Annotated in this window: 22 protein-coding genes; 14 read left to right on the top strand and 8 right to left on the bottom strand. The window is 72.2% G+C overall.

The genetic code is table 11. The features are described from left to right. The first annotated feature begins 187 nt into the window (after positions 1–187). From LOK46_RS27225 to bioB, 3 genes are all read left to right on the top strand, one after another. Positions 188–1,072: a fumarylacetoacetate hydrolase family protein gene (locus tag LOK46_RS27225; protein ID WP_273561441.1), complete on the top strand. Its 885-nt coding sequence runs from the start codon at positions 188–190 to the stop codon at positions 1,070–1,072. A 219-nt stretch (positions 1,073–1,291) separates the two neighbouring features. Then, a complete protein-coding gene (locus tag LOK46_RS27220; RefSeq protein WP_273561440.1) occupies positions 1,292–2,407 on the top strand; it encodes a methyl-accepting chemotaxis protein in 1,116 nt (371 codons plus the stop codon). Positions 2,408–2,438: 31 nt separating this feature from the next. Continuing rightward, positions 2,439–3,452: a biotin synthase BioB gene (gene bioB, locus LOK46_RS27215; protein ID WP_273561439.1), complete on the top strand. Its 1,014-nt coding sequence runs from the start codon at positions 2,439–2,441 to the stop codon at positions 3,450–3,452. Between the two features lie 67 nt (positions 3,453–3,519). On the opposite strand, the gene LOK46_RS27210 is transcribed toward bioB, so the two are convergent. From LOK46_RS27210 to mnmA, 4 genes are all read right to left on the bottom strand, one after another. Then, entirely contained in the window at positions 3,520–5,007 is a 1,488-nt protein-coding gene (locus LOK46_RS27210) for a sensor histidine kinase (protein ID WP_273561438.1), read from the bottom strand. A gap of 210 nt (positions 5,008–5,217) precedes the next feature. Beyond that, positions 5,218–6,021 carry a TVP38/TMEM64 family protein gene (locus LOK46_RS27205; RefSeq protein WP_273561437.1) on the bottom strand — a complete coding sequence of 268 codons (804 nt, stop codon included), beginning with the start codon at positions 6,019–6,021 and terminating at the stop codon, positions 5,218–5,220. Continuing rightward, positions 6,018–6,671: a class I SAM-dependent methyltransferase gene (locus LOK46_RS27200; protein WP_273561436.1), complete on the bottom strand. Its 654-nt coding sequence runs from the start codon at positions 6,669–6,671 to the stop codon at positions 6,018–6,020. Before LOK46_RS27200 ends, LOK46_RS27205 begins: the two co-directional genes overlap by 4 nt. Before the next feature lie 25 nt (positions 6,672–6,696). Then, positions 6,697–7,851: a tRNA 2-thiouridine(34) synthase MnmA gene (mnmA, locus tag LOK46_RS27195; protein WP_273561435.1), complete on the bottom strand. Its 1,155-nt coding sequence runs from the start codon at positions 7,849–7,851 to the stop codon at positions 6,697–6,699. Between the two features lie 335 nt (positions 7,852–8,186). On the opposite strand from mnmA, the gene LOK46_RS27190 reads away from it, so the two are divergent. The 8 genes from LOK46_RS27190 (at position 8,187) to flbD (ending at position 16,226) form a co-directional block, all read left to right on the top strand. Then, the gene (locus LOK46_RS27190) at positions 8,187–9,623 is read left to right on the top strand and encodes a flagellar hook-length control protein FliK (protein ID WP_273561434.1); all 1,437 of its coding nucleotides are present in this window, start codon (positions 8,187–8,189) and stop codon (positions 9,621–9,623) included. Positions 9,624–9,718: 95 nt separating this feature from the next. Continuing rightward, positions 9,719–10,405, top strand: a complete 687-nt coding sequence (locus tag LOK46_RS27185) for a flagellar hook assembly protein FlgD (protein WP_273561433.1) — start codon at positions 9,719–9,721, stop codon at positions 10,403–10,405. A gap of 91 nt (positions 10,406–10,496) precedes the next feature. After that, positions 10,497–10,772, top strand: coding sequence for a CtrA inhibitor SciP (sciP, locus tag LOK46_RS27180; protein WP_007569077.1), 276 nt, complete (start codon positions 10,497–10,499; stop codon positions 10,770–10,772). Between the two features lie 368 nt (positions 10,773–11,140). Beyond that, positions 11,141–12,772, top strand: coding sequence for a flagellar basal-body MS-ring/collar protein FliF (gene fliF, locus LOK46_RS27175; protein WP_273561432.1), 1,632 nt, complete (start codon positions 11,141–11,143; stop codon positions 12,770–12,772). Positions 12,773–12,797: 25 nt separating this feature from the next. After that, positions 12,798–13,856 carry a flagellar motor switch protein FliG gene (locus LOK46_RS27170; RefSeq protein WP_273561431.1) on the top strand — a complete coding sequence of 353 codons (1,059 nt, stop codon included), beginning with the start codon at positions 12,798–12,800 and terminating at the stop codon, positions 13,854–13,856. Next, a complete protein-coding gene (locus LOK46_RS27165; RefSeq protein ID WP_273561430.1) occupies positions 13,853–14,464 on the top strand; it encodes a FliH/SctL family protein in 612 nt (203 codons plus the stop codon). Before LOK46_RS27170 ends, LOK46_RS27165 begins: the two co-directional genes overlap by 4 nt. 10 nt (positions 14,465–14,474) lie before the next feature. After that, on the top strand, positions 14,475–14,807 hold the full coding sequence (fliN, locus tag LOK46_RS27160) for a flagellar motor switch protein FliN (protein WP_273561429.1): 333 nt from the start codon (positions 14,475–14,477) through the stop codon (positions 14,805–14,807). Positions 14,808–14,864: 57 nt separating this feature from the next. Continuing rightward, positions 14,865–16,226 carry a sigma-54-dependent transcriptional regulator FlbD gene (gene flbD, locus LOK46_RS27155; RefSeq protein WP_273561428.1) on the top strand — a complete coding sequence of 454 codons (1,362 nt, stop codon included), beginning with the start codon at positions 14,865–14,867 and terminating at the stop codon, positions 16,224–16,226. Between the two features lie 125 nt (positions 16,227–16,351). Here flbD and LOK46_RS27150 read toward each other — a convergent pair whose 3' ends face one another. Both LOK46_RS27150 and LOK46_RS27145 read right to left on the bottom strand, forming a co-directional pair. Continuing rightward, positions 16,352–16,636 carry a hypothetical protein gene (locus LOK46_RS27150; RefSeq protein ID WP_273561427.1) on the bottom strand — a complete coding sequence of 95 codons (285 nt, stop codon included), beginning with the start codon at positions 16,634–16,636 and terminating at the stop codon, positions 16,352–16,354. A 102-nt stretch (positions 16,637–16,738) separates the two neighbouring features. Next, positions 16,739–18,049 carry a capsule biosynthesis protein gene (locus tag LOK46_RS27145; RefSeq protein WP_273561426.1) on the bottom strand — a complete coding sequence of 437 codons (1,311 nt, stop codon included), beginning with the start codon at positions 18,047–18,049 and terminating at the stop codon, positions 16,739–16,741. A 191-nt stretch (positions 18,050–18,240) separates the two neighbouring features. Between LOK46_RS27145 and LOK46_RS27140 the strand changes: the two genes are divergently transcribed. Genes LOK46_RS27140 through fliP form a run of 3 tightly spaced genes read left to right on the top strand, consistent with a single transcriptional unit; the run spans position 18,241 to position 20,592 of the window. Continuing rightward, a complete protein-coding gene (locus LOK46_RS27140; protein WP_273561425.1) occupies positions 18,241–18,672 on the top strand; it encodes a hypothetical protein in 432 nt (143 codons plus the stop codon). A 55-nt stretch (positions 18,673–18,727) separates the two neighbouring features. Further along, entirely contained in the window at positions 18,728–19,795 is a 1,068-nt protein-coding gene (locus LOK46_RS27135; RefSeq protein WP_273561424.1) for a lysylphosphatidylglycerol synthase domain-containing protein, read from the top strand. A 29-nt stretch (positions 19,796–19,824) separates the two neighbouring features. Then, positions 19,825–20,592: a flagellar type III secretion system pore protein FliP gene (gene fliP, locus LOK46_RS27130; protein ID WP_273564705.1), complete on the top strand. Its 768-nt coding sequence runs from the start codon at positions 19,825–19,827 to the stop codon at positions 20,590–20,592. 19 nt (positions 20,593–20,611) lie between these two features. Here the strand turns inward: fliP and LOK46_RS27125 are convergent, their stop codons facing one another. Both LOK46_RS27125 and LOK46_RS27120 read right to left on the bottom strand, forming a co-directional pair. After that, positions 20,612–21,091 carry an AAA family ATPase gene (locus LOK46_RS27125; RefSeq protein WP_273561423.1) on the bottom strand — a complete coding sequence of 160 codons (480 nt, stop codon included), beginning with the start codon at positions 21,089–21,091 and terminating at the stop codon, positions 20,612–20,614. Further along, entirely contained in the window at positions 21,088–24,453 is a 3,366-nt protein-coding gene (locus tag LOK46_RS27120; protein ID WP_273561422.1) for a hypothetical protein, read from the bottom strand. Before LOK46_RS27120 ends, LOK46_RS27125 begins: the two co-directional genes overlap by 4 nt. Between the last annotated feature and the right edge of the window lie 43 nt (positions 24,454–24,496).

Raw genomic sequence — 24,496 nt, 5'->3', positions numbered from 1 at the left:
CGACACGCCGGCAGGAACAATAAATCCGGACACCGCTGACCCTGCACTTTTCCGCCGTCCTGTTGCCCGGCTGCGACACCTGGCGCACCGACCCGCCGACGCGGCCGGCCTTGCACCCGGGTCGAGGCCCGGCCATGGTCCCGGCGTCCGGCGCAGACCGGTTCAGGGAAGGATGAGGAGTGCGACCATGAAGCTCTTCCGGCACGGCCCGAGCGGCGACGAGAAGCCCGGCCTCGTGGATGCCAGCGGGGGGCTGCGCGACCTGTCGGGCATCGTGCGCGACATCGCCGGGCCGGCCCTCGCGCCCGACTCGCTGGCGCGGCTGCGCGCCCTGGATCCCGAGACCCTGCCGAAGCTGCCGCCGGACGTGCGCCTCGGTCCCTGCGTCGGGGGCACCCGGAACGTCGTTGCCATCGGCCTCAACTTCGCCGACCACGCCGCCGAGACCGGCTCGCCGATCCCCGCGGAGCCGATCATCTTCAACAAGGCCCCGTCCAGCCTGTGCGGGCCGAACGACACGGTCATCATCCCGAAGGGGTCGCACAGCACCGACTGGGAGGTGGAGCTCGCCGTGGTGATCGGGCGGCGCGCCAGCTACGTCCACGCCAACGAGGCGCTGAGCTACGTGGCGGGCGCCTGCATCTGCAACGACGTCTCCGAGCGCGAATGGCAGATGAACCGCGGTCCGACCTGGACGAAGGGCAAGAGCGCGCCGACCTTCGGCCCCCTCGGGCCCTGGCTGGTGACGCTCGACGAGATTCCCGACCTGAAGAACCTCGCCATGAGCCTCGACGTGAACGGCGAGCGTCGCCAGACCGGCTCGACCGCCACGATGATCTTCGACGTTCCCCAGCTCGTCGCCTACGCGTCGCACTTCATGCTGCTGGAGCCCGGCGACGTCATCACCACCGGCACGCCGCCGGGCGTCGGCCTCGGCATGAAGCCGCCGCGCTACCTCAAGGCCGGGGACGAGATGGTCCTGCGCATCGACCGGCTCGGCGAGCAGCGCCAGAAGGTCATCGCGTTCGACGACTGGACCGCCAAGGTTTCGGCCGGCGAGCCCACGGACTGACAGGCCGGGCCGCCGCCCGCGCCCGGGCGGCGGCCCGTCGTCCAAGCAACTTCACCGATATCGGCGATCGCCCGGCGCCGGGACCAGCCGGAACGCCCATACACTCGCGATTGAATTTTGGATCATTTTCAGTATTGTAAGTTTTAATGCCAAACTTGATCGGTTAAGACTGCGTTATATTATAGCTGTAAAATGCCCGCATCGCCGATCGGGCCGGACATGACCGCGAAAATTGATTTTCTGAAGGATCGCTCCCCGGGATCGGAGTCCGAGCCGCCGACGCTCAGGTCGATCGAGATCCTGGCCGACGCCGTCAAGCAGGCGGCGCAGGAGAAGACCGGCCGGATCCGGCGGATCACGGCGCAGACCAAGATCCTCGCCCTCAACGCGCTCATCGAGGCCGCACGGGCCGGGGACGAGGGACGCGGCTTCGCGGTCGTCGCCCAGGAGGTGCGCGCCCTCGGCGAGTCCGTGGACGTCATCGCCGGCGAGCTGGAACTTCACTTGGCCGGCCGCATCGTCGAGCTGCAACGCACCGTCGAGACGATGGCGGGCCGCGTCCAGGGAGAACGGCTAATCGATCTCGCGCTCAACGCGGTCGAGCTGATCGATCGCAACCTCTACGAGCGGACCTGCGACGTGCGCTGGTGGGCGACCGACGCCGCCGTCGTGGCCTGCGCGGCCGATCCCGGCCCGGCCGCGGGGGCCTTCGCGGGCGATCGCCTCGGAATCATCCTCTCGGCCTACACGGTCTATCTCGACATCTGGATCTGCGACCTGGACGGCCGCATCCTGGCGACCGGCCGCGCCGACCGTTACCCCGGCCTGCAGGGCCGGAGCGTCGCGGGGGAAGCGTGGTTCCGGGACGCGCTCGCCCTGCGGAGCGGGGACGCCTTCGTCTGTGCCGACGTGCGTCAGGAGGATGCGCTCGGCGGCGCGCAAGTCGCCACCTACGCGGCGAGCGTGCGGGCGGACGGTCAGGCGAACGGCACCCCGCTCGGCGTCCTGGCGATCCACTTCGACTGGGCGCCGCAGGCCCAGGCCATCGTTTCGGGGATCCGCGTCGCGCCTGAGGATCGGGCGCGGACCCGCGCGCTCCTGGTCGATGCCGGCGGCAGGGTGCTGGCCGCCTCGGATCAGACCGGGCTCCTGACCGAACGGGTCTCCTGCCGGATGGACGGCCAGACGAGCGGAGTCGTGCGGGATCCGCGGACGGGCACGGTCACGGCGTTCCATCGGACACCGGGATACGAGACCTATCGCGGGCTGGGCTGGTACGGCATGATCGTCCAGACCGACCCCTCGGTCGGGAGTTCGGGCGCAAGGCACGCTTGATTTCTGGCCGCCGATCCGGCTCAAACACCGAATGAGCGCGACTTTCCTCCCCGGTTCCCAGCAGCCCGACCTCGGCGACATCCGGCACGACTGGAGTGTGGCGGAGATCCGCGCGATCCACGACCTGCCGCTGATGGACCTCGTGTTCCGCGCCGCGCAGGTGCACCGCCGGCACAACGACCCCGCCGACATCCAGCGGGCGTCGCTCCTGTCGATCAAGACCGGCGGCTGCCCGGAGGATTGCGCCTACTGCCCGCAATCGGCCCATCACAAGGGCGCGGGCGTCGCGCGCGAGCGGCTGATGCCGGTGGAGTCGGTGCTGGCCGAGGCTGCCGCCGCCAAGGCCGCCGGCGCCCAGCGCTTCTGCATGGGCGCCGCGTGGCGTCAGCCGAAGGACGGCCCGGAATTCGACGCGGTGCTCGCCATGGTGCGCGGCGTGCGCGGCCTCGGCATGGAGGCCTGCGTGACGCTCGGCATGCTCACGCCCGCGCAGGCCGGACGCCTCGCCGAGGCCGGGCTGACCTCCTACAACCACAACCTCGATACCGGCCCGGACTTCTACGAGGACATCATCTCCACCCGGACCTACGACGAGCGTCTGCAGACCCTCGCGAACGTCCGCGAGGCCGGGATCGGCGTGTGCTGCGGCGGCATCGTCGGGATGGGCGAGGGCGTCACCGACCGCGCCGCGATGCTCCAGGTGCTGTCCAACCACGCGCCCCACCCGGAGAGCGTGCCGATCAACGCCCTCGTGGCGGTGCCCGGCACCCCGCTGGAGGACCAGCCGGCGGTCGATCCGTTCGATCTCGTGCGCATGTGCGCCACGGCGCGGATCGTCATGCCGCGCTCCCGCGTGCGGCTCAGCGCCGGCCGCAAGAGCCTCACCCGCGAGGCCCAAGTGCTGTGCTTCCTCGCCGGCGCCAACTCGATCTTCTACGGCGAGCGGCTGCTCACCACCGCCAATAACGGGCAGGACGACGACGCGGCGCTGCTGGCCGATCTCGGCATCCGGGTCGGCGAGCCCGTCCGGGCCGCGGCCGAGTAGGCAGAGCGGGGCGCCGCCTCGCAGCGTCCGATCCCTGCGCGAGGCCGTCACCCCGCGGGCTGTCGCGTCAGCCCTCGGGCAGCACGATCCGGAAGCGCGCGCCACTGAGCCCTTCGCCCACGCAGGCGTCGAGGGTGAGGGTGCCGCCGTTGATCCCGATCAGCTCGGCGGCGATCGGCAGGCCGAGGCCCGTGCCGCCGGACCGCATGGATCCCTGGAACGGCGCGAACAGGTTCTCGCGGGCGCGTGCCGGAAGGCCGGGGCCGTTATCGGTGACCAGGATCGTGATCCGGCCCGACGGCGCGCGCGAGGCGACCACGCTCACGGTGGCCTCCGGCACGGCCGCGGCGTCCAGCGCCTGCACGGCGTTGCGCACGAGATTGGCCAGCGCCCGTCCGAGCTGCTCCGGATCGGCCTGCACGGAGAGATCGCCCGCCGCGACCTGGACGTTGACCGGGTGCGCCGCCAGCGCGGCGAGATCCGGAAGCTCCGCGAAGATCGGCGCCAGCGGCGTGCTGGTCAGGAGCGGCGTGCGCTCGGAGACGCGCCCGTAGGCGAGCGTCGCCTCGCAGAAGCGGATCGCACGGGCCAGCGTCCCCACGAGGCGGGGGGCCACGCGCTGCACCGTCGGATCCTCGGTGCCCTCCAGGCGATCGCCCAGGAGCTGCGCGCCGGTGAGCAGGTTGCGCAACTCGTGGCTGATCTTGCTGACCGCGAGGCCCAGTTCGGCGAGTCGCCGCTTCTGCCGGAGCTGGTCGGCGAGGCTGCGCTGCATCCGCCCGAGCGCACGCTCGGCCTGGCCGATCTCGTCGCTGCGGCGGGACGGCGCGATGATCCGCCCGGCATCCTCCGGATCGTCCGCGAAGGCCGTGATGCTGGTTGCGAGCCGCCGCACGGGCCGCACGATCAGCACCTGCAGCACCACGAAGACGAGACCGGCCGCGGCGGCCGCGATGATCAGCGAGGAGACCAGCAGGCGCAGCGCGTAGTCGATCATGGCGGTGCGCAGCGGCGCCTCGTCGAGCAGGATCTCGACCCGGTCGAAGCCGATCCCCCCCTCCCCGACCACGCGGATCGGCTCGTGGACCGGCGCCACGAGGGTGCGCCACGCGCCCCGGATCGCCGACAGGGCCGTGACGTCGCGCAGGTCGACGGTGTCGGCGACCTGCTCGGGCATGGGCTCAATGGCGAGCAGGCGCTGGGCGCCGCCGCCGCGGACGGCGATGGCCCGGGCGTTCACGCCGGCCAGGAGCCGGCTCTCGAGCGGCTCGGAGACCGGCTCGCCGGTCCGGCCATCGAGGACCAGGGCGGCGACCTGCGCGGCCGCCAGGCGGTCGGACATCCACTCGATCCGGTAGTTGGCCACCGCCGGCACGTAGGTCAGCACCTCGGCCACCACCACGAACGCGACGGTGACGAGGAACAGCCGACCTGACAGGCCGAGGCGCGCCGTGCGCCGCTCGGGCAGGTCGCGGGCCGGAGCGGGCGCCGGCGTCGCCGGTGCCGCGGCCTGATCGGACTCGACGGACATGCCGGTCACGCTCCGCGCGGGCATCGCGGATGAGGATCGGCGGAGAGAGGATTGAGAAAGCTCGAGCCGGGTCCGGCCTTCGCGGGATACATGTTCGCAAGCCACAGATTCGCAGGCGGGAATACAGGCTCTCGGCGGCGAGCACTATACGATATCCACCCCCAAGCGGTTGCATGTGCCCTTAGACACGGAAAAACGGGTCCGGCGGGAGATCGCGTCTCTCGGCGGCGCCTCTCAGCCGCGCCTGACGCGCCGGCTCAGCAGCATGCTGACCAGGGCGAAGACGGCCAGCATCCCGAGACCCGCGACCATCTTGGGCGTGATCAGGGCGCGCAGGGTCAGGGCGTTGTCGCAGCCGCCCGACCCAGCCGCAAGGCAGGCGGCCCTGGCGGCCTCGTGGGCGGCGACGACGTCCTCGATGCCCGCGCCCGTGGTGGCGTACACGACCGCGCCCGGCAGCAGACCCAGGAACGTCGCCAGCACGAAGACCCGCATCTTCACCCCGAAGGCGGCGGGTGCGAGGTTGGTGACCCAGAACGGGAACAGCGGCAGGAGGCGCAGCACCGCGATGTAGCCGAAGGCGTCGCGCCGGAAGCCCTCGGCCAGCCCGGCGAGGCGCGTGCCGCCCATGCGCCGCAGCAGTTCGGCGCCCGGCCCTCGGCCGATCGCGAACACGATGGCCGCCCCGGTGGTGGCGGCGCAGACCGCGGTGAGCGCCCCCGGCACGATGCCGAACAGGAAGCCGCAGACCATCGTCAGGATCAGCGTGGCCGGCACCGACACGACGACGGCCCCGACGTAGAGGCAGTAGGCCGCGACCAGCGCGCGGAGGTAGCCGGCCTCGACGAAGCCGCGCAGCCAGAGGCGCGAGGCGAGCAGGCGGTCGAGGCTGAGGAGCTGCGCGGCCCCCGAGACCAGGACCACGGCCGACACCGTCAGGAGCAGCACGAGCGGGAGCCAGCGCCGCAGACGCTTCCAGCGTCCTTCGCGGCTCTCCACGCGGCCTTCGGCGAGGGACGCGTTGCCGGTCTCGCTCACCCGGGCTTGCGCATCCACAGGATCTTGAAGAACCCGCCCGGGAAGGTCGGCTTCAATCCCAGAACCTCGACGCCGTTGCGCCGCGCCCAGGCCTCGATCCGCGTCGCCTTGAAGTCCGATGACCAACCGATCTTCGTGCAGAGGGGCGCCACGATCTCCTCGACCCGCGCGACCGGGCCCTCGCTCTGGCCGAAATGGTTGGCGAGGACGATGCCGCCGCCCGGGCGCACCACCCGCAGGAACTCCGACATCGCGGCCTCGGGGTCGGGCACCAGGGTGATCAGGAACTGCGCCACGACGGCGTCGAAGCTCGCGTCGGCGTAGCCCAGGTGGCAGACGTCCATCACCTGCAGGCCCTTCACGTGGGCCAGGTTCCGGCGCCGGACCTTGGCGCGGGCGCGCTTCAGCATGTCCTCGGAGAGGTCGACGCCGCAGACGAAGCTCGCCTTCGGATAGTAGCCCAGCGCCAGCCCGGTGCCGACGCCGGCCTCCAGGATCCGCGGCCCGTGCTCGGCCGCCGCCTCGACGGCGGCGCGGGCCGCCGGCTCGGTGAGCTTGTCGTAGACCACGTCGTAGACAGGGGCCCAGCGGGCATAGGCCTTGCGCATCAGGGCCGTGCTCGGCCCGGCCATCTGCGGCTCGCTCAGCATCGTTCGCAATTTCCAGAGGTTGAGATCAGGCGGCCTCGCGGGACCGGGCCGACAACGCGTCGACACGCCGGATGGTGCCGCCGCCGAGGACCCGGGCCCGGGGGCCGTCATCCGCGTAGATCGCGCAGGCCTGGCCCGGCGACACGCCGTCCTCGGGCTCGGCGAGCACGACCTCGGCCGCACCGTCCGGCCCGACCGTCAGCGTTGCCGGGCGCGGCGGCCGAGTGGAGCGCACGCGGACCGCCACGGGCAGGTCGCGCACGGCCTCCACCGGCCCCTCGCCCAGCCAGTTCAGGTCCGAGAGACGGATCCGGGTCGTGGCCAGCGCCGTGCGCGGCCCGACCACCACCCGGGCCGAGTCCGGCTCCAGCCGCACCACGTAGAGCGGCTCGGGCCCAGACAGGCCGAGGCCCTTCCGCTGGCCCACCGTGTAATGCACGATCCCGTCGTGCCGGCCGAGAACGTGGCCGGCGAGATCGACGATCTCGCCGGGCCGCGCCGCGTCGGGGCGCAGACGCGCGATCACGTCGCTGTAGCGGCCCTGCGGCACGAAGCAGATGTCCTGGCTGTCCGGCTTCTCGGCGAGCGAGAGGCCGAGATCCTTCGCGAGCGCGCGGGTCTCGGTCTTCTCCATCTCGCCCAGGGGGAAGCGCAGGAAGTCCAGTTGCTCCGCCGTGGTCGCGTAGAGGAAGTAGCTCTGGTCGCGGGCAGGATCGAGAGCGCGGTGGAGCGCCCGGCCGCCGCCCGGAAGTGCCCGGCTGGCCACGTAGTGGCCGGTGGCGAGCGCGTCGGCGTTGAGGTCCCGGGCGAGGCCCAGCAGGTCGCGAAACTTCACCGTGCGGTTGCACTCGACGCAGGGGATCGGCGTCTCGCCCGCGAGGTAGCTCTCGGCGAACTTCTCGATGACCTCGTCGCGGAAGCGATCCTCGTAGTCGAGGACGTAGTGCGGGATGCCGAGGTGCTCCGCCGCCGCCCGGGCGTCGTGGATGTCCTGGCCGGCGCAGCAGGCGCCCCTGCGGTGGCTCGCCGCGCCGTGGTCGTAGAGCTGGAGCGTCACGCCGACCACGTCGAAGCCCTGCCGCTTCAGCAGGCCCGCGACCACGGAGGAATCGACGCCGCCCGACATGGCGACGACGACGCGCGTCTCGTGGGGGGCTTTGGGAAGATCGAGGGCGTTCATCGCGAGGGTCCGCAGCCGCCGGCCCGGAAGCTCCCTGGCTGCACGGGCCGTCTATAGCGGGACTCGGCCCGGCTTTCCAGGGCGACCGAGCCGGCCGCTCGGCAGATCCTGCCGGGCAGGCGGCAGCTTCGATCAGGGCCGCGCCACGCAACGGGCAAAGAGGACCAATTATTTCAGTCTCTTAGTCGGACGGAACGGTGGCGCGCGCCTTGCTGCGGAGCGTCCCAGAGGAGTCCGGTATGGCGAGCGGCGCGGCGGATCGGTTGGATGTCAGCACGTGGATTCCCTCCGCGCGGAGCGCGCAAGCGCAGCGTTCGGGCTGGGAGGCCGCGGGTGTGGCGGCCCGCACCGGAAATTCCGCGCAGGACCGCTTCGGCGCCGCCCTGAGCGCCGCCCAGGCCCGCGACGACGCGGCGGAGGCGCGGGCCCGCGCCGCCGATCAGCGCGATGTGGTCGACTCGGCCCGCGCCCGTCAGGCCGACCTGCGCGATCAGGCCGACGCCGCGCGGGTGGCCGGCGACCGCGCACGGGATTCGGCGCTTCAGGCCGAGGCCCGGGCCGCGGACAGGCAGGCCAGCCTCGCCAAGCCAGCGGATGCGCCGGCTCCGGCGGCGCGTGCCCGGCAGGTCGAGGGGCAGCCCTCCGCCTCGGGCGCGCGCGACACCGAGACGGGCCGGGCGGACACCACTGGGGAGCAGGGTTCCGAGGCCGTCGCGGCCGGGCAGGATCCGACCTCCGAAACAGCCGGCACGGCGGGCTCCGAGGCCGCCGCGTTCGACGCGGCGGCGCTGCCGCAGAAGGCCGAGCCCGCCGCGCAGCCCGCGGGTTCGAGTCCGTCCGCCGCCCTGCTGGCCCTGATCGCCGCGCTGTCCGAGGGCGGCGCCGCGACCGGGACCGCCAAGGCCGAGGCGGGTACGGACACCGGCACGGCGCAGACGCAGGACGGTGCGGCGGCGCTCCCCGGAACCGGCGCGGCCGCCGGTCCTACCGGAACGGACACGCAGGGCAGCGGCCGCGCGGGCGGCGCCGTCTCGGGCATAGCCGGCCCCGCCACGGCGTCGGCAGGCGTCGGTCACGAGCCGGGCAAGGTCGGGGCGAGCAGCGTCCCGATCGACGGCCTGACGGCCGGCGCCGGCGGCGCGGCGGGCGACACGGCGTCCCAGGACTTCCTCACCGCCCTGACCGACGCGGGACAAGGCACTGGCCCGCTCCAGACGACGCCCGCGGCGGCGCCGAGTGGTTCGACACTGCCCGTCCCGTCCGGCCCGGCCGTGGTTACGGCACGGGCCGCTCAGGAGACTGCCGCGCCGGCCCAGACCGCCGCGTCAGTCCGGACCGATCCGCCCATCCCGATCGGCCAGGTGCCGATGACCATCGGCCTGCGGTCCCTGCGCGGATCCAACGAGTTCCAGATCCGGCTCGATCCGGCGGAACTCGGGCGCATCGACGTCAAGCTGGAGATCGACAAGGCGCACGGCCGCGTCATGACCCACCTCGTGGTCGACCGGCCCGAGACCCTCGCTCTGCTCCAGCGCGACTCCGGCCAGCTGCAGCAGGCGCTGTCCCAGGCCGGCTTCGATCCCTCGGCCGGCGGCATCAACCTGTCGCTGCGGGGCGACGGAAGCGCTCAGAACGGCGGCAGCGGTGGTCAGCCCGGCGATTCCCCGCGCGGGGGCGGCACGGGCTGGTCCCGCGATCAAGCGGAAGCGCCGAAGGAGGTCGCCCCGATCCGCTACCTGCGCGGCTACGGCGGCGTCGACATGAGAATCTAGGCGGCGGGCGTGGCGCCCGCATCGCGGACCGACACAGACACAGACACAGCGCGCATCCGGCCCCCGCGCCAGGACGCGATACGGGAGAGATCAGCATGACGAGCGGCATATCCAGCCTGACCAGCACGACGAACACGAAGGGCGCGTCGACGAGCAGCAGCGGCAACGCGACGGAGATCGCCAGCAACTTCACGCAGTTCCTGACGCTGCTGACCACGCAGCTCAAGAACCAGAACCCCCTCGACCCGATGGACACGAACCAGTTCACGCAGCAGCTGGTGCAGTTCGCCGGCGTCGAGCAGCAGCTCAAGACCAACGACCGCCTCGACAGCATCCTGAGCGCGTCGCAGTCGGCGAGCTCGGCCTCGGCCACGAGCTACATCGGGAAGACGGTGACGGCGGACGGCAGCGCCTCGCAGCTGTCCGGCGGCTCCGCATCCTGGACGCTGAACCCGGCCCGGGCCGCCTCGAAGGCGGTGGTCACGATCCTGGATTCGAAAAGCAACGTCGTGGCCACGCAGACCACCGCGCTCAGCGGCGGCAGCCAGACCTACACGTGGAATGGCAAGACCTCGGCCGGCCTCACCGCGCCCGACGGGAACTACTCGATCAAGGTGGCGGCCACGGATGCCACCGGCTCGAGCGTGGCAGTCGATACGAGCCTGACGGGGGCCGTCGACGAGGTCGATCTCAGCGGAACGACGCCGGTGCTGGTGATCGGCTCGCAGAGAGTGCCGCTGTCCAGCGTGCAGACCATCGGGTTGTCCACAAGTGGCACTTAACGAATCACATCCGAGTGACTCGCTTCAACATCTCTTAAGCGGGCACAAGTACCTTCAATGCTCGACAGGTCAGTCGAGTGTAGAGCGTATCATGACCGAACCGAGCCGCCCGAGAGTGAAGTACGTGATCGGGCCCGACGGCAGCCCCCTGACGATCGCGGACCTTCCGCCCCCGAGCACCCGTCGCTGGGTGATCCGGCGCAAGGCCGAGGTCGTGGCCGCGGTGCGCGGCGGTCTCCTCAGCCTGGAGGAGGCGTGCAAGCGCTACACGCTGACCACAGAGGAATTCCTGAGCTGGCAGTTCTCCATCGACCAGCACGGCCTCGCCGGCCTGCGGACGACCCGGATCCAGCACTACCGTCACTGATAGGCGGCGCCCGTGCCGGGCGCCAGTGACCCGGGACGCCGCGGGCGTTCCCGGGCTCCATCGAGACCGAGGGTGCCGAACCCGGCGCATCGGCGCCTCCGGTCGAGGGACCCGCTTCGCGGCCCCGGACCGATGCGAAGGCCCCACGCCCACAGCGGCGACCCGAGACGGCGCCGAGGGACTGGCCCGGTCGCATCCGAGACCCAACGAAGCCGCGTCCGGACCTCGGGCGCGGCTTCGTGCCGTTCCGGCACCGGCCTCCGGGCCCGCCGGACGCCCGGCATTAACGACCCGCTAACCACGACATGGGCAATTTCTGCCGAGCGGACCGCCGGGTCCGCCAGCGTTAGAGTGCAGCGAATCCTCCCGTGAAGCCGGTTCTCGATCTCGTCACGAAGTTCGGACCGGCCCGAATCGCCGCCATGGCGGCGGTGACGCTGACGCTCATCGGCTTCTTCGCCTTCATCATCCTCCGGGTCTCGCGCCCCGATATGGGCGTGCTGTTCTCCGACCTGTCGATGCAGGACTCGGCCTCCGTGGTCCGGGAGCTGGACAGCCGCGGGATCCGCTACGAGACGCGGGGCGATGCCGGGCAGACGGTCCTGGCCCCCCGCCCGGACCTCGCCAAGCTGCGCATGGACCTCGCCGGCAAGGGGCTGCCGACACAGGGCGGCGTCGGCTACGAGATCTTCGACAAGGGCGACGCGTTCTCGTCCACCAACTTCGTTCAGAACGTGAACCACCTGCGCGCCCTGGAGGGCGAGCTGGCGCGCTCGATCCGGGCGATCGGCCGGGTCCAGGCGGCCCGCGTCCACCTCGTCCTGCCTGAACGCCGCCTGTTCGAGCGGGACCGGGAAAGCCCGAGCGCGGCGATCGTCCTGAAACTGATGGGCGACCTCGACGCCGGGCAGGTCCGGGCGATCCGCCATCTCGCGGCCTCCGCGGTGGAGGGCCTCAAGCCCGAACGGATCTCGATCGTCGACGAGCGCGGCCGTTTGCTGGCGGACGGCGCCCGGGACGCCGCGACCGACTCCGCCAGCGGGTTCGAGGACCGGCAGGTCGCCCTCGAACGGCGCCTGCGCGGCCAGATCGAGGACGTCGTCGCCGGCATCGTCGGCCCGGGCCGGGCCCGCGTCCAGGTCAACGCGGAACTCGACCTGAACCGGGTCGAGAGCCGCTCCGAGACGTTCGACCCCGAGAGCCGCGTCGTGCGCTCCGCCCAGACTCGCACCGAATCGGCGGTCACCGGCAATGCCGAGGGGCAGGTCAGCGTCGGCAACGAGCTGCCCGGCGCCAATGGCGGCGACAAGGCGCCGACGCCCAAGGACGCGACCAACAAGAACGAGGAAACCACGAACTACGAGATCTCCCGGGTCACCAAGACCGAGATCGCCGAGGGCGGCCGGATCAGGCGCCTGTCGGTCGCGGTGGTGCTCGACGGGGTCTACGCTGCCGCGCCCGACGGCAAGCAGACCTACAGCCCGCGCACGCCCGCCGAGATCGAGCGGATCACCGCCCTGGTCCGCGGCGCGGTCGGCTTCGACAAGGCCCGCGGCGACCAGATCGAGGTGGTGAACCTGCGCTTCGCGGAGGCGCCAAGCGTGCCGCAATTCACCGAGCCCACGCTGATCGAGTCGCTGCTCGCCCCCACCAAGGACGACGTGCTGCGCATGGCCGAGCTCGCCGTCCTGGCGCTGCTGACCCTGATCGTCCTCCTCACGGTGGTTCGCCCCCTGGTGCGCCAGGTGCTCGCGCCGGTTCCGGATGCCCCGGTCCTGACCGCGTCCGGAATGGCTCTCCCCGGCGACGCCTCCGTGGTCGCGGGTCCGGGCGGCACCGTGACGGTCATCGACCGCGACAGTCCGACCGCGCGGTTGATGGAATTCGCCAAGATCAACGGCCAAGTCCAGGCCGAGACGGTCCAGCGCGTGGTCGACATGGTCCGGGCGAGCCCGTCCGAGACCGTCGAGGTGCTGCGCACCTGGATCCAGGAAGAGTGAAGCGTAGGGCATCGAGGGCAACACGATGGCGGCAGGTGCGGGACAGGGTCTGGCGAACACGCTGGTGACGGCGGGCGGCGATTCGTTCGCGTCGATGCCCGGTCCGCAGCGCGCCGCCGCGCTCCTGCTGATGCTCGGCGAGGAGGAAGGCGCCCCGATCTGGCAGATGCTCGAAGAGGAGGAGATCAAGAAGGTCAGCGCCGCGATGGTCCAGCTCGGCACGCTGGAGGCGGCGACCGTCGAGAGGCTGATCATCGAGTTCGTGACGAAGCTCGGCAACAGCGGCGGCATCTCGTCGAACTTCGAGCGGACCGAGGCGCTGCTCCTCAAGATCTTCCCGAGCGATCAGGTCTCGCTGATCATGGCGGAGATCAAGGGCGCGTCCGGCAAGCGCGTCTGGGCCTCGATCGCCCAGGTCGATCCGGAGATCCTCGCCTCGTTCCTGCGCAACGAGTACCCGCAGACCGTGGCGGTGGTGCTCTCGCGGGTGCGCGCCGATTACGCCGCCAAGGTGCTCACCATCCTGCCCGAGGATTTCGCCATCGACTGCCTCAACCGGATGCTGCGCATGGAGACCGTGCAGAAGGAGGCCCTGCGCCACATCGAGGAGACCCTGCGGGTCGAGTTCGTGTCGACCATCGCCCAGACCCAGCGCCGCGACGCCCACGAGATGATGGCGGACGTGTTCAACGCCTTCGACCGGCAGACGGAAGGCCGCTTCCTGGCCGCCCTGGACCAGGCCAACCGCGGCTCGGCCAAGCGCATCCGCGAGCTGATGTTCACCTTCGAGGATCTGCTGAAGCTCGATCCGGGCAGCGTCCAGACCCTGATGCGCTCGGTCGACAACGAAACCCTGTGCCGCGCCCTCAAGGGCGGCAACGAGCGGACCCGGGGCTTCTTCATGCAGCAGATGTCGACCCGCGCGGCCAAGAACCTCACGGACGAGATGGCCTCGCTCGGCCCGGTCCGCCTCAAGGAGGTGGACGAGGCGCAGGCCAAGATGACCGAGATCGCCAAGGATCTCGCCGAGAAGGGCGAGATCATGATCGCCAAGAATAGCGCCGAGGAGGAGCTGGTCTATTGAGCGCCCAGTCCGCCCGGAGCGCCAAGCCGTTCCTGTTCGAGACCGATTTCCGCAGCGCGCGCCCGAGCGCCGAGACCCTGCGCGCCGCAGAGGCCGCTGCCCAGGCTGAGGCGGAGGCGTATGCCCGCGGCGTGCAGGAGGGCCGGGTCCAGGCCGAGGCGCAGGTCCAGGGCCGGCTCGCCGATGCCATGACCCGCCTGGCGCTGGCCGCCGCGGGCCTGATCGCCCAGGCCGACGCGCGCGACGTCGAGCGCGAGGCGCAGGCGGTCGAGGTGGCCATGCTGATCGCCCGCAAGGTGGCCGGCGACGCCCTCGACGCCGCCCCGCTCGCCGGGATCGGCGAGGCGGCCCGGACGGCGCTCCAGCACCTGCGCGGCGTGCCGCACCTGGTGGTGCGGGTGCACGACAGCCTCGTCGAGGACGCCGAGACCCTGGTGAAGCGCCTCGCCCGCGAGCGCGGCTACGAGGGCCGCCTCGTGGTGCTGGGCGACCCCGACATGGCGGCGGGCGACGCCCGCATCGAGTGGGCGGACGGCGGCATCGTGCGGGAGCGCGCCCGCATCGAGGCGGCGGTGCTCGACGCCCTCGGCCTGACGACGAGCCCGTGAGGAGATCCTGATGTCCGACGATTTCAGCCTGCCGCAGCTCGGCGAGCACGACACCGACTACGCGGCGGGCTCGATCCGCGACGCGCCCACCACGCCGAAGTCGGCGGCCGACCTGGAGCAGCTCTTCGACGTGCCCGTGATGGTCTCGGCGGTGCTGGGTTCCGCCCGGATGCCGATCGGCGACCTTCTCCGGCTCGCGCCCGGCGCGGTGCTCGAACTCGACCGGAAGGTCGGCGAGGCGATCGACGTGTTCGTCAACAACCGGCTCGTCGCCCGCGGCGAGGTCGTCCTCGTCGAGGACCGGCTCGGCGTGACGATGACCGAGATCGTCAAGGGTGAGTGATTGTTCGGTGCGGACGCCGGGGGGCTGTCCGCGCCCGGGTTTTGAGAGGAACGAACCATGCGGCTCCTGATGATCGGGCGGCTCAACGGCGAGCTGATCACCGCCTCGAAGATCGCTATGCAGCGCGGCGCCGCCGTCACGCAGGCCGACGCCGTTCCGCAGGGTCTCACCGTCCTGCGCGCGCGGGGCGCCGATCTCATCATGATCGACGTGGGTCTGCCGATCCGCGACCTCGTCACCGCTCTGGAGGGGGAGCGGATCCGCACGCCGGTGGTCGCCTGCGGCGTCTCGTCTGACGCCTCGGCCGCCGTGGCGGCGATCCGGGCGGGCGCCAAGGAGTACATCCCGCTCCCGCCCGATCCCGAGATGATCGCGGCGGTGCTGGAGGCGGTCGCCACCGACCGCGCCGCCTTCGTCTGGCGCGACCCGTCCATGGAACGGGTGGTCAAGCTCGCCGAGCAGGTCGCCCGCTCCGAGGCCTCGGTGCTGATCACCGGCGAGAGCGGCACCGGCAAGGAGGTGCTGGCCCGGCATGTCCACCAGAAATCCAACCGGGCGGGCAAGCCCTTCGTGTCGGTGAACTGCGCGGCGATCCCCGAGGCCCTGCTCGAATCCGAGCTGTTCGGCCACGAGAAGGGCGCGTTCACCGGCGCTGTCGCCCGGCGCATCGGCCGGTTCGAGGAGGCCAACGGCGGCACGCTGCTCCTCGACGAGATCTCCGAGATGGACGTGCGCCTGCAGGCCAAGCTGCTGCGGGCCCTGCAGGAGCGGGTGATCGACCGGGTCGGCGGCACCGCCCCGGTGCGGGTCGACATCCGCGTGCTCGCCACCTCGAACCGCAACCTCGCCGAGGAGGTCCGCAAGGGCACGTTCCGCGAGGACCTGCTCTACCGGCTCAACGTCGTCGGCCTGCGGTTGCCGCCGCTGCGCGAGCGGCCGGCCGACATTCTCGAACTCGCCACCCACTTCGCCCGGAAATACGCCGCCGTGAACGGGATGCCGGTCCGCCCGCTCTCCGCGGAGGCCCGAGCGATCGTGCTGCGCAACCCGTGGCGCGGCAACGTGCGCGAGCTGGAGAACACCCTGCACCGGGCGGTACTGCTCGCCTCGGGCGACGCGATCGGCCCGGAGGCGATCCTCTCGCCCGAAGGCGAGACCTTCGCGGCCGAGGGGCCGGCCGCGCGTGCCGCGCAGGTCGCCGAGGCCGCCACCCGCGGTCTGGTGGGCCGGACGGTGGCCCAGGTCGAGTGCGACCTGATCCTCGACACGCTGGACCATTGCCTCGGCAACCGGACCCACGCGGCCAAGATCCTCGGCATCTCGATCCGGACCCTGCGCAACAAGCTCAACGAGTACGTCACGGCGGGCCTCGACGTGGCCGAGCCCGGCAGCGTCCGGGCGAGCGTCGCCTGCGGCTGACGTGCATACCCCGTAGCGGCCTCGGAGCGGCTTCACCCCGCCGTCCCGGGGCCGCGCAGCGGAGCCCGGGATCTCGAAGCGGCGGGCGACCCGTGCTGCGACACGGGCGGAGCGGGGGCGACGCTCTAGCGCCGCCCGCTCTGGGCCGCCTTGTGGGCCTCGGCCTGGGCCGCGAAGGCCGCGTCGAGCTTGCGCAGGGATTCGTAGCGGGCGACGTCGCCCTCGACGTCGCGGATCGTCTCCTCGACGAGGTGGCGCTGGAGGGCGACCCGCGGATCGTCGGGCGGGAATGCTTCCCGCTCCTGCAGCCGGAGCACGGCCTGCCGCACGACCGTGTAGACCGCCTCGCGCTCCTCACGGGTCATCGTCGGCTGGATCGCCTTCGCGACGAGATCGGAGAAATCCGACATGGACCGTTAGACTTCGCTCATCCAGGGGCGCCCGCTTCGCCGGGCCGCCTCCCTCTACAGATCGCGCGGTCCGGGATCCAGATCCCGGGACCGCGGCCGCCGCTACATCCTCTGGTCGCGGATGCCGGCGATCAGCAGCGCGGACGAGCTCCAGATCACCAGGAAGCAGAAGAACGACACCAGGAGGGAGTGGCCCCGCTCGGGATAGAGGCTGTCGGTCGGCAGGACCGGCGGCACGAACGTGGCCAGGAAGATGTGCTGCTTGCTGGCCGAGATGCGGGCCCGGTCGAGCAGGCTGTGGGCCGATTCCTCGAGCTTCTCGGCGATGGTCCGCTCGACCAGCAGACCCTCGTACTGGAGCAGCGCCTCGGTCATGTTCTGGCCGCCGGCGGCGGCGTTGGCGCTCGTCAGCTCGTCCTGAAGCGCCTTCATCTGCTGGTCGATGGCCGCGATGTTGGCCACCAGCGTCTGGATCGAGCGCGAGCGCTCGTCGAGATTGGAGCTGCGCAGGACCTGCAGGTCGTTCTCGGCCTTCAGCTTGTCCTTCCGCAGGAGGGTCAGCGTGGTCAGCGTTCCCTCGGCGGTCTTGATCGGATCGATCACGCCCCACTGATTGCGGAACGCCTGCAGCGCCACGTGCGCCTTGCGCAGCCGGTCCTGCGCGATTTTCGCGTCGGCCTCGGCCTGGGAGACCATGTCGGCCTGCGCGCGCTTCGAGATGTCGTTGATCAGCGCCTCGGAGCGCGACACCACCGCCTGCGCGATGGTCAGAGCGTCCTCGGGCGTGAAGGCGCGCACGGACAGGCGGATCACGCCCGAGATCGAGTCGATATGCGCCTCGACGTGCTTGCGCCAGTATTTAGTCAGGTCCTCGATCGGGTCACTGGGGTCGAACCGGGCCCAGAAATCCGCCTCGGACCGGGAGAACATCTTCGAGATGCCGATGCTCTTTTCGAGCGCCTCGACCAGCGTCTGGCTGTTGATGAAGTCGCGGACGATGAAGCTGTCCTGGCTGTTGTGCTTCTGAATCAGGTTCGTGTACTGGCCGAGCGAGATGTTCTCCATCGGCTCGACGTTGCCGCGGACCGCGAACTGGGCTTCCGCGACGTACTGGTTGGACGCGAACGCGAACAGGTAGAGCCCGACCACGAGGGTCGGCAGGAGCACGAAGAGGCCGACGCGGCGGATGATCCGCGCGCCGTAGGTCGAGGTGTCTTCCTCGCGGGGACGCAGGCCCGGCAGACGGCTCCAGTCGAGGCGCTGCCGCACCGTGGCCACGAGGGCCCGCGCGGTGCGCTTCTCCGGCACAGGCCGGATCGTCTCCGCGCCGCGCCGCAGCTCCGTCATGCTCGGAGCGGCGAACGTCACGATCTCGCCTTCGCGCGTGTCGTCCTTGACGTCGTCGAAGCTCATCCGCTCTTTGTTCCTGGGTCTGCGCCGGTTCCGCTGCCGCGGCGCCGGCCGAGGGGCGGCCCGTGCGCGGTGACCGGGATCCCGTTCTTTTAGGCCCTTTTTATGGCGCCCGGCCCGACCGCCCCTCGGCTGCTGCACCGCGGCGACGGGCGCTGTAGCCCGGGACGGGTATCGCGTCCTACAGTCTCTGAATGATGACAGAACCGCGTGCCGCGGCCCCGGATGGCCGCCCGGCCGGCCGCACGGCCAAGACCAAACTGTCCGAGATCGTGGTCGTCTGCTCCAAATGCGCCAAGCGGCAGGGCCTGCGCGGGCGGGACCTCCGCGCGCTGCTGAAGAAGGCCGGGAAGCGGGCCGCCCGCGACGGGGGGACCGGGCGCCGGCAGAAGCTCTGCATCGTGGAAACGGGCTGCCTGGGTCCCTGCCCGAAGCGCGCCGTGGCGGTCGCGACGGGCGCGAGCCTGGCCGCGGGCCGGGTCGTCCTGCTCGACCCGGCCGCCGACTCCGCCGACGCGCTCGCCGCGGTGCTCAATCCCGTCCTGCCGCGTCGTGCGGTCCCCGAATTCGGCCCCAATACCGCTCTAGCGGCGATACCACCCGACGAATCGCCGCCGGTCCGCTGACCGGCACAACCTGGAGCGCGCTCTTGCCCGCCTCTCGACGCGAGGCCCGCACACCGTGACCGGCGACCCTGTTTCCCGGAAGCGGCGGGCGGCCCACGCCGTGCTGCGTCGCCTGCCGCTGTTCGGCACCCTGATCGGCCTCGGCCTCGCCGTCTGGCTCGTGGCGACCAACGATCTCGGCGCGGTCGCCGCGGCCTTCGGGCGGATCGGCGTGGCGGGCTTCGTCGGCGTCACCCTGGTGCGGATCGCGGTGATCCTGCTCTGCGGCCTCGCCTGGGCGCGCATCCTCGACGGGGTGGCGCCCGCGACGGCTTCGGCCTGCCTGATCCTGCGCTTCGTCCGCGAAGGCATCAACGTGCTGCTGCCCGTGGCCTCGGTGGGCGGGGACGTCCTGGGCGCCCGCCTGCTGACCTTCTGGGGTGTCGCCGGCACGCTGGCGGCCGCCTCCGTCCTGGCCGACATGCTGTTCCAAGTCGGAACGCTCGCCCTGTTCGCCGGTCTCGGCGCCGGCCTCCTGAGCCGGGTCGAGGGCGCCGAGGCGGCCGCGCTCGCCAGCTGGACGCTGCGGACGCTCGTCGTGGCCGGGCTGGCGGTGGCGGCGTTCTTCGCCCTGCAGCGGACCGGCATCGTGCGGGTGCTCGAGGACCGCCTCGCCGCCCTCGGCCGGCGCTTCGTGCGCGAGGCCGAGGTCCGCCCCGAGCCGAACCGCCGGATCCAGGGCGCCCTGGACACGGTCTGGGCTCCGGGCCGCCGGGGTCATCTCGCCCAGTCCTTCGCCCTCCACGCCCTGGCCTGGCTGCTCGGCACGGTCGAGGTCGCGGTGGTGCTCGCCTGCATCGGCGTGGACCATGTCGGCTGGACCGACATCCTGGTGATCGAGGCGCTGAGCCAGGCGATCAAGGCCGCCGCCTTCCTCGTCCCGAGCGGGCTCGGCGTCCAGGAAGGCGGGCTCGTGCTGGTCTGCGGCCTGTTCGGCATCGATGCGGGGACCGCCTTGGCCCTGTCGCTCGCGCGCCGCGTGCCCGACGTGGTGCTCGGCCTGCCGGCCCTGCTCGTCTGGCAGAACCTCGAGGCCCGCCGCGCCGGCGTGCGCCCGGCCACACCCAGTTGCGATCGTCCGTGACCCGAGACCTCCCCGTGCCGACACGCCCGATGCGCCGGACGCGCAAGGTCCCGAAGCCGTCCCCGCGGCGGATCGCGCTCGCCGCGTTGGGCGCGCTGGTCGGAGGACTGCTCGCCGCCGGTCCGGCCCTCGCGCAGAGCGTCACCCTCGATCTCGGTGCCGGCGGCACCACCGAGCGCGCCCTTCAGCTCGTGGCGCTGATCACCGTCCTGGCGGTGGCTCCCTCGGTGCTGGTGATGGCCACGGCCTTCACCCGCATCGTCGTGGTGCTGTCGATCCTGCGGTCGGCGCTGGGCACCCAGACGGCGCCGCCGACCGCGGTGCTCGTCAGCCTCGCGCTGTTCCTGACCGCCTTCGTGATGGCCCCGACCGGCCGCGCCGCCTACAGCGCCGGCATCGAGCCGCTGATCGCCGGCCGGATCACGCAGGCGCAGGCGTTCGAGCGCGCCTCGGCGCCGTTCAAGACCTTCATGCTGCGCAACGTCCGCGAGAAGGACCTGAAGCTGTTCCTTGACCTCGCCAAGGTGCCCACGCCGAAGGGCCCCGAGGATGTCGGCCTGGAGATCGTCACACCGGCCTTCATGATCTCGGAGCTGCGTCGCGCCTTCGAGATCGGCTTCCTGCTGTTCATCCCGTTCCTGATCATCGACCTCGTGGTCGCCTCGGTGCTGATGGCCGTCGGCATGATGATGGTCCCGCCGGCGACGGTCGCGCTGCCGTTCAAGCTGATCTTCTTCGTGCTGGTCGACGGCTGGACCCTCGTCGCCGGCTCCCTGGTCCAGAGCTACGGCGGATGACGGCGGCCGTCCCGGGCCGTCAGCCGGCGAGGGAGGTCGCGTCGACGATCCGGACCGCCGCGAAGCCCTCCGCGCGCGACGGCGGCTCGAACAGACGGTCGACGGAGCGGATGCTCGCCTCGGGAACCTGCCGGTCGGCGGTGCGCCGCCGGTTCCGCTCGAGGGCGACCGCGAGCGGCGCGCGAATCCAGACCGCCTCCGCGGCGACGCCGCAGGCTCGCGCGATGGCGAGGATCGGGGCGCGGTGCCGCCGGCCGGGCAAGGCGGCGTCGAGGTAGACGCGGCCGACCTGCGGCGGCTGCCGGGCGATCCAGGTGGACTTGCCGGCCCCCTGCAGGCCGCACACGACCACGAGCCGCTCGGCCGAGTCCGCGGCGAGCGCCGCGCGCAGCGCCGCGAGGGCCAGCCGCCACGCCTCGGCGTTCCGTTCGGGCGTCCAGACGCGGCCGCTCTCGGTCTCCAGGAACGCGTCCGGGTCGATGATGACCGCCGCGCTCACCCGGGCGGCGCGCCGGGTGTCTCGGCGCTGCTCTGCTGCTGCCCCCCCTGCGCGCCACCGGCCGGCGCCTCGGGACGGCCGCGATCGGGCGCGGCGGCATCCGGATACCGCTTGCGATACTCGGCGAGGAAGGCCGACAGCGTCTGGACCTTCGTGGCGCGCGCCGCGATGTCCCGGAAGCCCGGTGCCCGCGTCGGGTCGGTGCCGGTCAGCAGCGCGAAGGTGCGGGCGTCCGGGCTCGCCGCCATCCCCTCCGAGAATTTCGCTTTGAGCCGCTCCAGGCCCATGGCCTCGTGCGCGAGATCGTAGGCGATCGCGGCGCGCACGACGTCGGCGCGCGCCTGATCGTCCAGCGGCTGGCCGGACTGCCACGAATCGCCGAGCAGCGCCTCGTGGGCCTCCCCGGCCTCGCGCCAGCGGCGCGCGCCCCAGTAGATGTCGGCGCGCAGACGCTCGATATCCGGGCCGCTCTCGTCCTCGATCGTTTCCAGCGCGAGGTCGGTGCGGGTCAGGTCCGACAGGGCCCTGGCGCGGACCAGCCCGCGGGCGCGCTTGAGCTCGCCCGGAAGCTCGGGCAGCTCGGTGGCGTCGAGGACCTTCAGGGCCTCCATCGGCTTGTCGTCCATCAAACGGACGGTCGCGAGCCGCGCCGCCACCGCAGATCGCGCCGGGCCGGTGAGGCGATTGTCGATCTGGTACTGCAGCAGGTCGGCGGCCGGATCGAGCAGGTCGAGGGTCACGAGGCGGTCGGCCAGCCGGCGCACCACCTCGTCGCCGCGCCGCCCGATCGGGCTCAGCTCGCGGAAATCGAAGAAGAGTGCCACGGCCTCGACCCCGGGCAGCTTGTTGCCCTTGTCGGTGAGGTAGAGGTCCTCGAAGGCCGTCTGCGCTTCCCGCGTCAGGGCCGCCGTCCCGGGGGCGTTGGGCGCGGCGACGTTGGCCCGGCGCACCGCCGTGAAGGCGTCCCGCCACCGGCCGGCGGCGAGATAGAGGCGGGCGAGACCGGCGGTGATGCCATCCTCGGTCGGGCCGCCGTGCCAGGTCAGGCCGAGCCGCTCCAGCTTCTCGATGGCGGCGTCCGGCGCCAGCTTGCCGGAGGCCTGAGCCAGGAGCGCGCCTCGCAGGGCGGCCTCGACCGAGACCGGGCGCACGGCCGAATCGTCGAGCCGGGCATAGGCGTCCAGGGCCGCCTCGGTCTGGCCGGTGGCCTCGGCCACGCGGGCGCGAACCAGGGCCAGCCGGTCACGGATCCAGGGCGGCAGGGCGCGCTCCGCCTCGGCGCGCGCGGCGGCGGTCTCGGCATCGCCGTTCTCGATCGCCGATTCGGCGGCGCGGGCCTGGATCAGCTGCGTGACGTCCGCGGGATAGCCGTTGGCCAGCGGCAGCACCTTGAGAAAGCCCGCCTCCGCCGTCTTCCAGTCGCCCGCCCCGGCCGAGGCCATCGCCCGCCACAGAGCGGCCTCGCGATCGTCGATCAGGAGCGGGACGCTGAGGGCCTTCAGCGCCTCGGCGTTCCGGCCCATCCGCACCAGGGCGATGCCTCGCAGGACGGCGGTCTCGCGCTGCGTGGCCAGGAGCGGATCGTCGGCGGCCGCGATCTCGAGTGCGGTCAGGCCCTCGTAGTCGAGGCCGTTGGCGAGATCCGCGCGTGCCAGCGCGAGGCGAGCCGGCCCGCGCTCCGACGGCGGCGCCGCCACAGCCGCGTCGAAGAGGCCACGCAGGGTCTCGCGCGCATTCCCCATCCGGGCCCGCTCCCAGGGCTCCCGCGCGATCGCGAGGGTCCCCGCGTCGGTGAGCACCGCGTCCGGCTTGCGCGCCGCCATCGAGGCGGCGAGGCCGCCCTCGCGACCGATCGAGACGCCCTCGAATTCGGGCCGCACCGCCAGGTCGTCGGCGCCGGCGAGCACCGCGAGTCCGTGCCGGCTCGGCAGGATCTCGAAATCGACGAAGCGACGGTTCTTGGGATTGCCGACAGGGCGCTGCGCGGCCGACGTGACCACCGCGATCCGCTCGTCGTCGAGGGCGAGCCACGTCGTCGACCCGGGATGCGGCAGCGTCAGGGTGACGGCGATGCGGCCGGACGGGTCGGGCTTGCGGACGGGGTCGATCGTGTCGCTCGGACTCAGGGTATCGCCCGCCGAGAGCTCCCAGGCCACGCCGGTCCCGGTGGTGACGGCGTTGAGATCGACGAGGCGGCCGGGCGGGACCGGGAACCGCACGACCGTGAGCGGACCCGTCCGGGTGGGCGCGCCCATCGGCGCGAGGCCCTGGCTCGACGGCGGGACGACCACCGGCTCGGCGGTCTCGAAGGCCAGCGTCGCGATGCCGCCGCGCTCGAACAGGACGGCCGGCGGGAGGGTCTGGAACGCGAACAGCAGGCCGCCGCCGGCCCGGCGCGTCGGCGGCGGCTCGGGCGGGCGAGACGTGACCGCAGGCGCCGAGGCGGTGGCCGGCGCCGGGCGCGGCGCGACCGGCGGCGACGGGGCCGGCTTCGCGGCGGGACTCGGCACGTCGACGGCAACCGTGGCCGGCTCCAGCGGCTTGCGGCGGACCACGTCCACCAACATGGCGCCGTCCTCGCGCTCGGTGCCGATCGTGAACCCGTCCTCGGGCGTGATCAGGAGGCTCGCCGAGTTCGCGTCGGTCTCCGTCGCCAGCTTGGCGATTCCGGGGCGCGGACGGCCGCGGGTGCCGCTCGGATCGATGGTCCAGGCGCCGATCACCCGCACGCGCGTCGCGGGCCCCTCGGCGGTCACCGTGGAGACGGCCTCCGCGGGGAGGCGCAGCGACAGCCGCGTCAGGGTCGGAAGCAGCGCCAGCTCGAGCGGCAGGGTCCGACGCACCGGCTCCGGCATGCGCGCCTTCAGCGCCTCCTCGGCCACCCGGGCCCGGCGGGCGAGCTCGGCAACCACCTCGGGCGGCAGCGGGGGCACGAGGCCGGACCAACCTTCCGGAAGCAGGTCCACGAACACGCGCTCGCCGGCCGACTGGACGTTGACCCGGAAAGGACGCTGCAGGGCGAGGCGGAGACCCGTGCCGTCGGGATCGCGCCGGACGCTGGCGATGAAGGCCGGCATCTCGTCCGCGAGATGCTCGGGCCCGGGCGCGACCCGCTCGCCGTAGCTCACGAGCAGCACGCCGCCAGCGAGCTTCGCCTTGACCGTGACCGGCTTGTCGAAGGTGAGCACGATCCGGCCGTAGCCACCGGCCCCGGTTCCGGTCTCGCTGCCCTTCATGCTGACGAGCCGCGCGGCCAGCGCCGGAGCGAGCCCCGCCAGAAGGGCGAGCAGCGCCAGCGACGCGGTCAGCAGCCGCGCGCCACGTCCTCGACCGACCCGGGGTCGCCCGCCCACCGATCCCATCGCCTCGCCGATCCGAACCCGGCGCGCGGCACCCGAGGGGCCG

This window comes from Methylobacterium sp. NMS14P (assembly GCF_028583545.1).
In the GTDB taxonomy this organism is placed as follows: domain Bacteria; phylum Pseudomonadota; class Alphaproteobacteria; order Rhizobiales; family Beijerinckiaceae; genus Methylobacterium.
Note: the sequence above shows the minus strand (reverse complement) of the source record. Positions and strands in the feature narration are given on the sequence as shown.

Bases quoted from the DNA above. Each gene is read 5' to 3' on its own strand.
- LOK46_RS27225 (WP_273561441.1), top strand. From the start codon at position 188: ATGAAGCTCTTCCGGCACGGCCCGAGCGGCGACGAGAAGCCCGGCCTC.
- LOK46_RS27220 (WP_273561440.1), top strand. From the start codon at position 1,292: ATGACCGCGAAAATTGATTTTCTGAAGGATCGCTCCCCGGGATCGGAG.
- bioB (WP_273561439.1), top strand. From the start codon at position 2,439: ATGAGCGCGACTTTCCTCCCCGGTTCCCAGCAGCCCGACCTCGGCGAC.
- LOK46_RS27210 (WP_273561438.1), bottom strand. From the start codon at position 5,007: ATGCCCGCGCGGAGCGTGACCGGCATGTCCGTCGAGTCCGATCAGGCC.
- LOK46_RS27200 (WP_273561436.1), bottom strand. From the start codon at position 6,671: ATGCTGAGCGAGCCGCAGATGGCCGGGCCGAGCACGGCCCTGATGCGC.
- mnmA (WP_273561435.1), bottom strand. From the start codon at position 7,851: ATGAACGCCCTCGATCTTCCCAAAGCCCCCCACGAGACGCGCGTCGTC.
- LOK46_RS27185 (WP_273561433.1), top strand. From the start codon at position 9,719: ATGACGAGCGGCATATCCAGCCTGACCAGCACGACGAACACGAAGGGC.
- sciP (WP_007569077.1), top strand. From the start codon at position 10,497: ATGACCGAACCGAGCCGCCCGAGAGTGAAGTACGTGATCGGGCCCGAC.
- LOK46_RS27170 (WP_273561431.1), top strand. From the start codon at position 12,798: ATGGCGGCAGGTGCGGGACAGGGTCTGGCGAACACGCTGGTGACGGCG.
- fliN (WP_273561429.1), top strand. From the start codon at position 14,475: ATGTCCGACGATTTCAGCCTGCCGCAGCTCGGCGAGCACGACACCGAC.
- flbD (WP_273561428.1), top strand. From the start codon at position 14,865: ATGCGGCTCCTGATGATCGGGCGGCTCAACGGCGAGCTGATCACCGCC.
- LOK46_RS27150 (WP_273561427.1), bottom strand. From the start codon at position 16,636: ATGTCGGATTTCTCCGATCTCGTCGCGAAGGCGATCCAGCCGACGATG.
- LOK46_RS27145 (WP_273561426.1), bottom strand. From the start codon at position 18,049: ATGAGCTTCGACGACGTCAAGGACGACACGCGCGAAGGCGAGATCGTG.
- LOK46_RS27140 (WP_273561425.1), top strand. From the start codon at position 18,241: ATGATGACAGAACCGCGTGCCGCGGCCCCGGATGGCCGCCCGGCCGGC.
- fliP (WP_273564705.1), top strand. From the start codon at position 19,825: ATGCGCCGGACGCGCAAGGTCCCGAAGCCGTCCCCGCGGCGGATCGCG.
- LOK46_RS27120 (WP_273561422.1), bottom strand. From the start codon at position 24,453: ATGGGATCGGTGGGCGGGCGACCCCGGGTCGGTCGAGGACGTGGCGCG.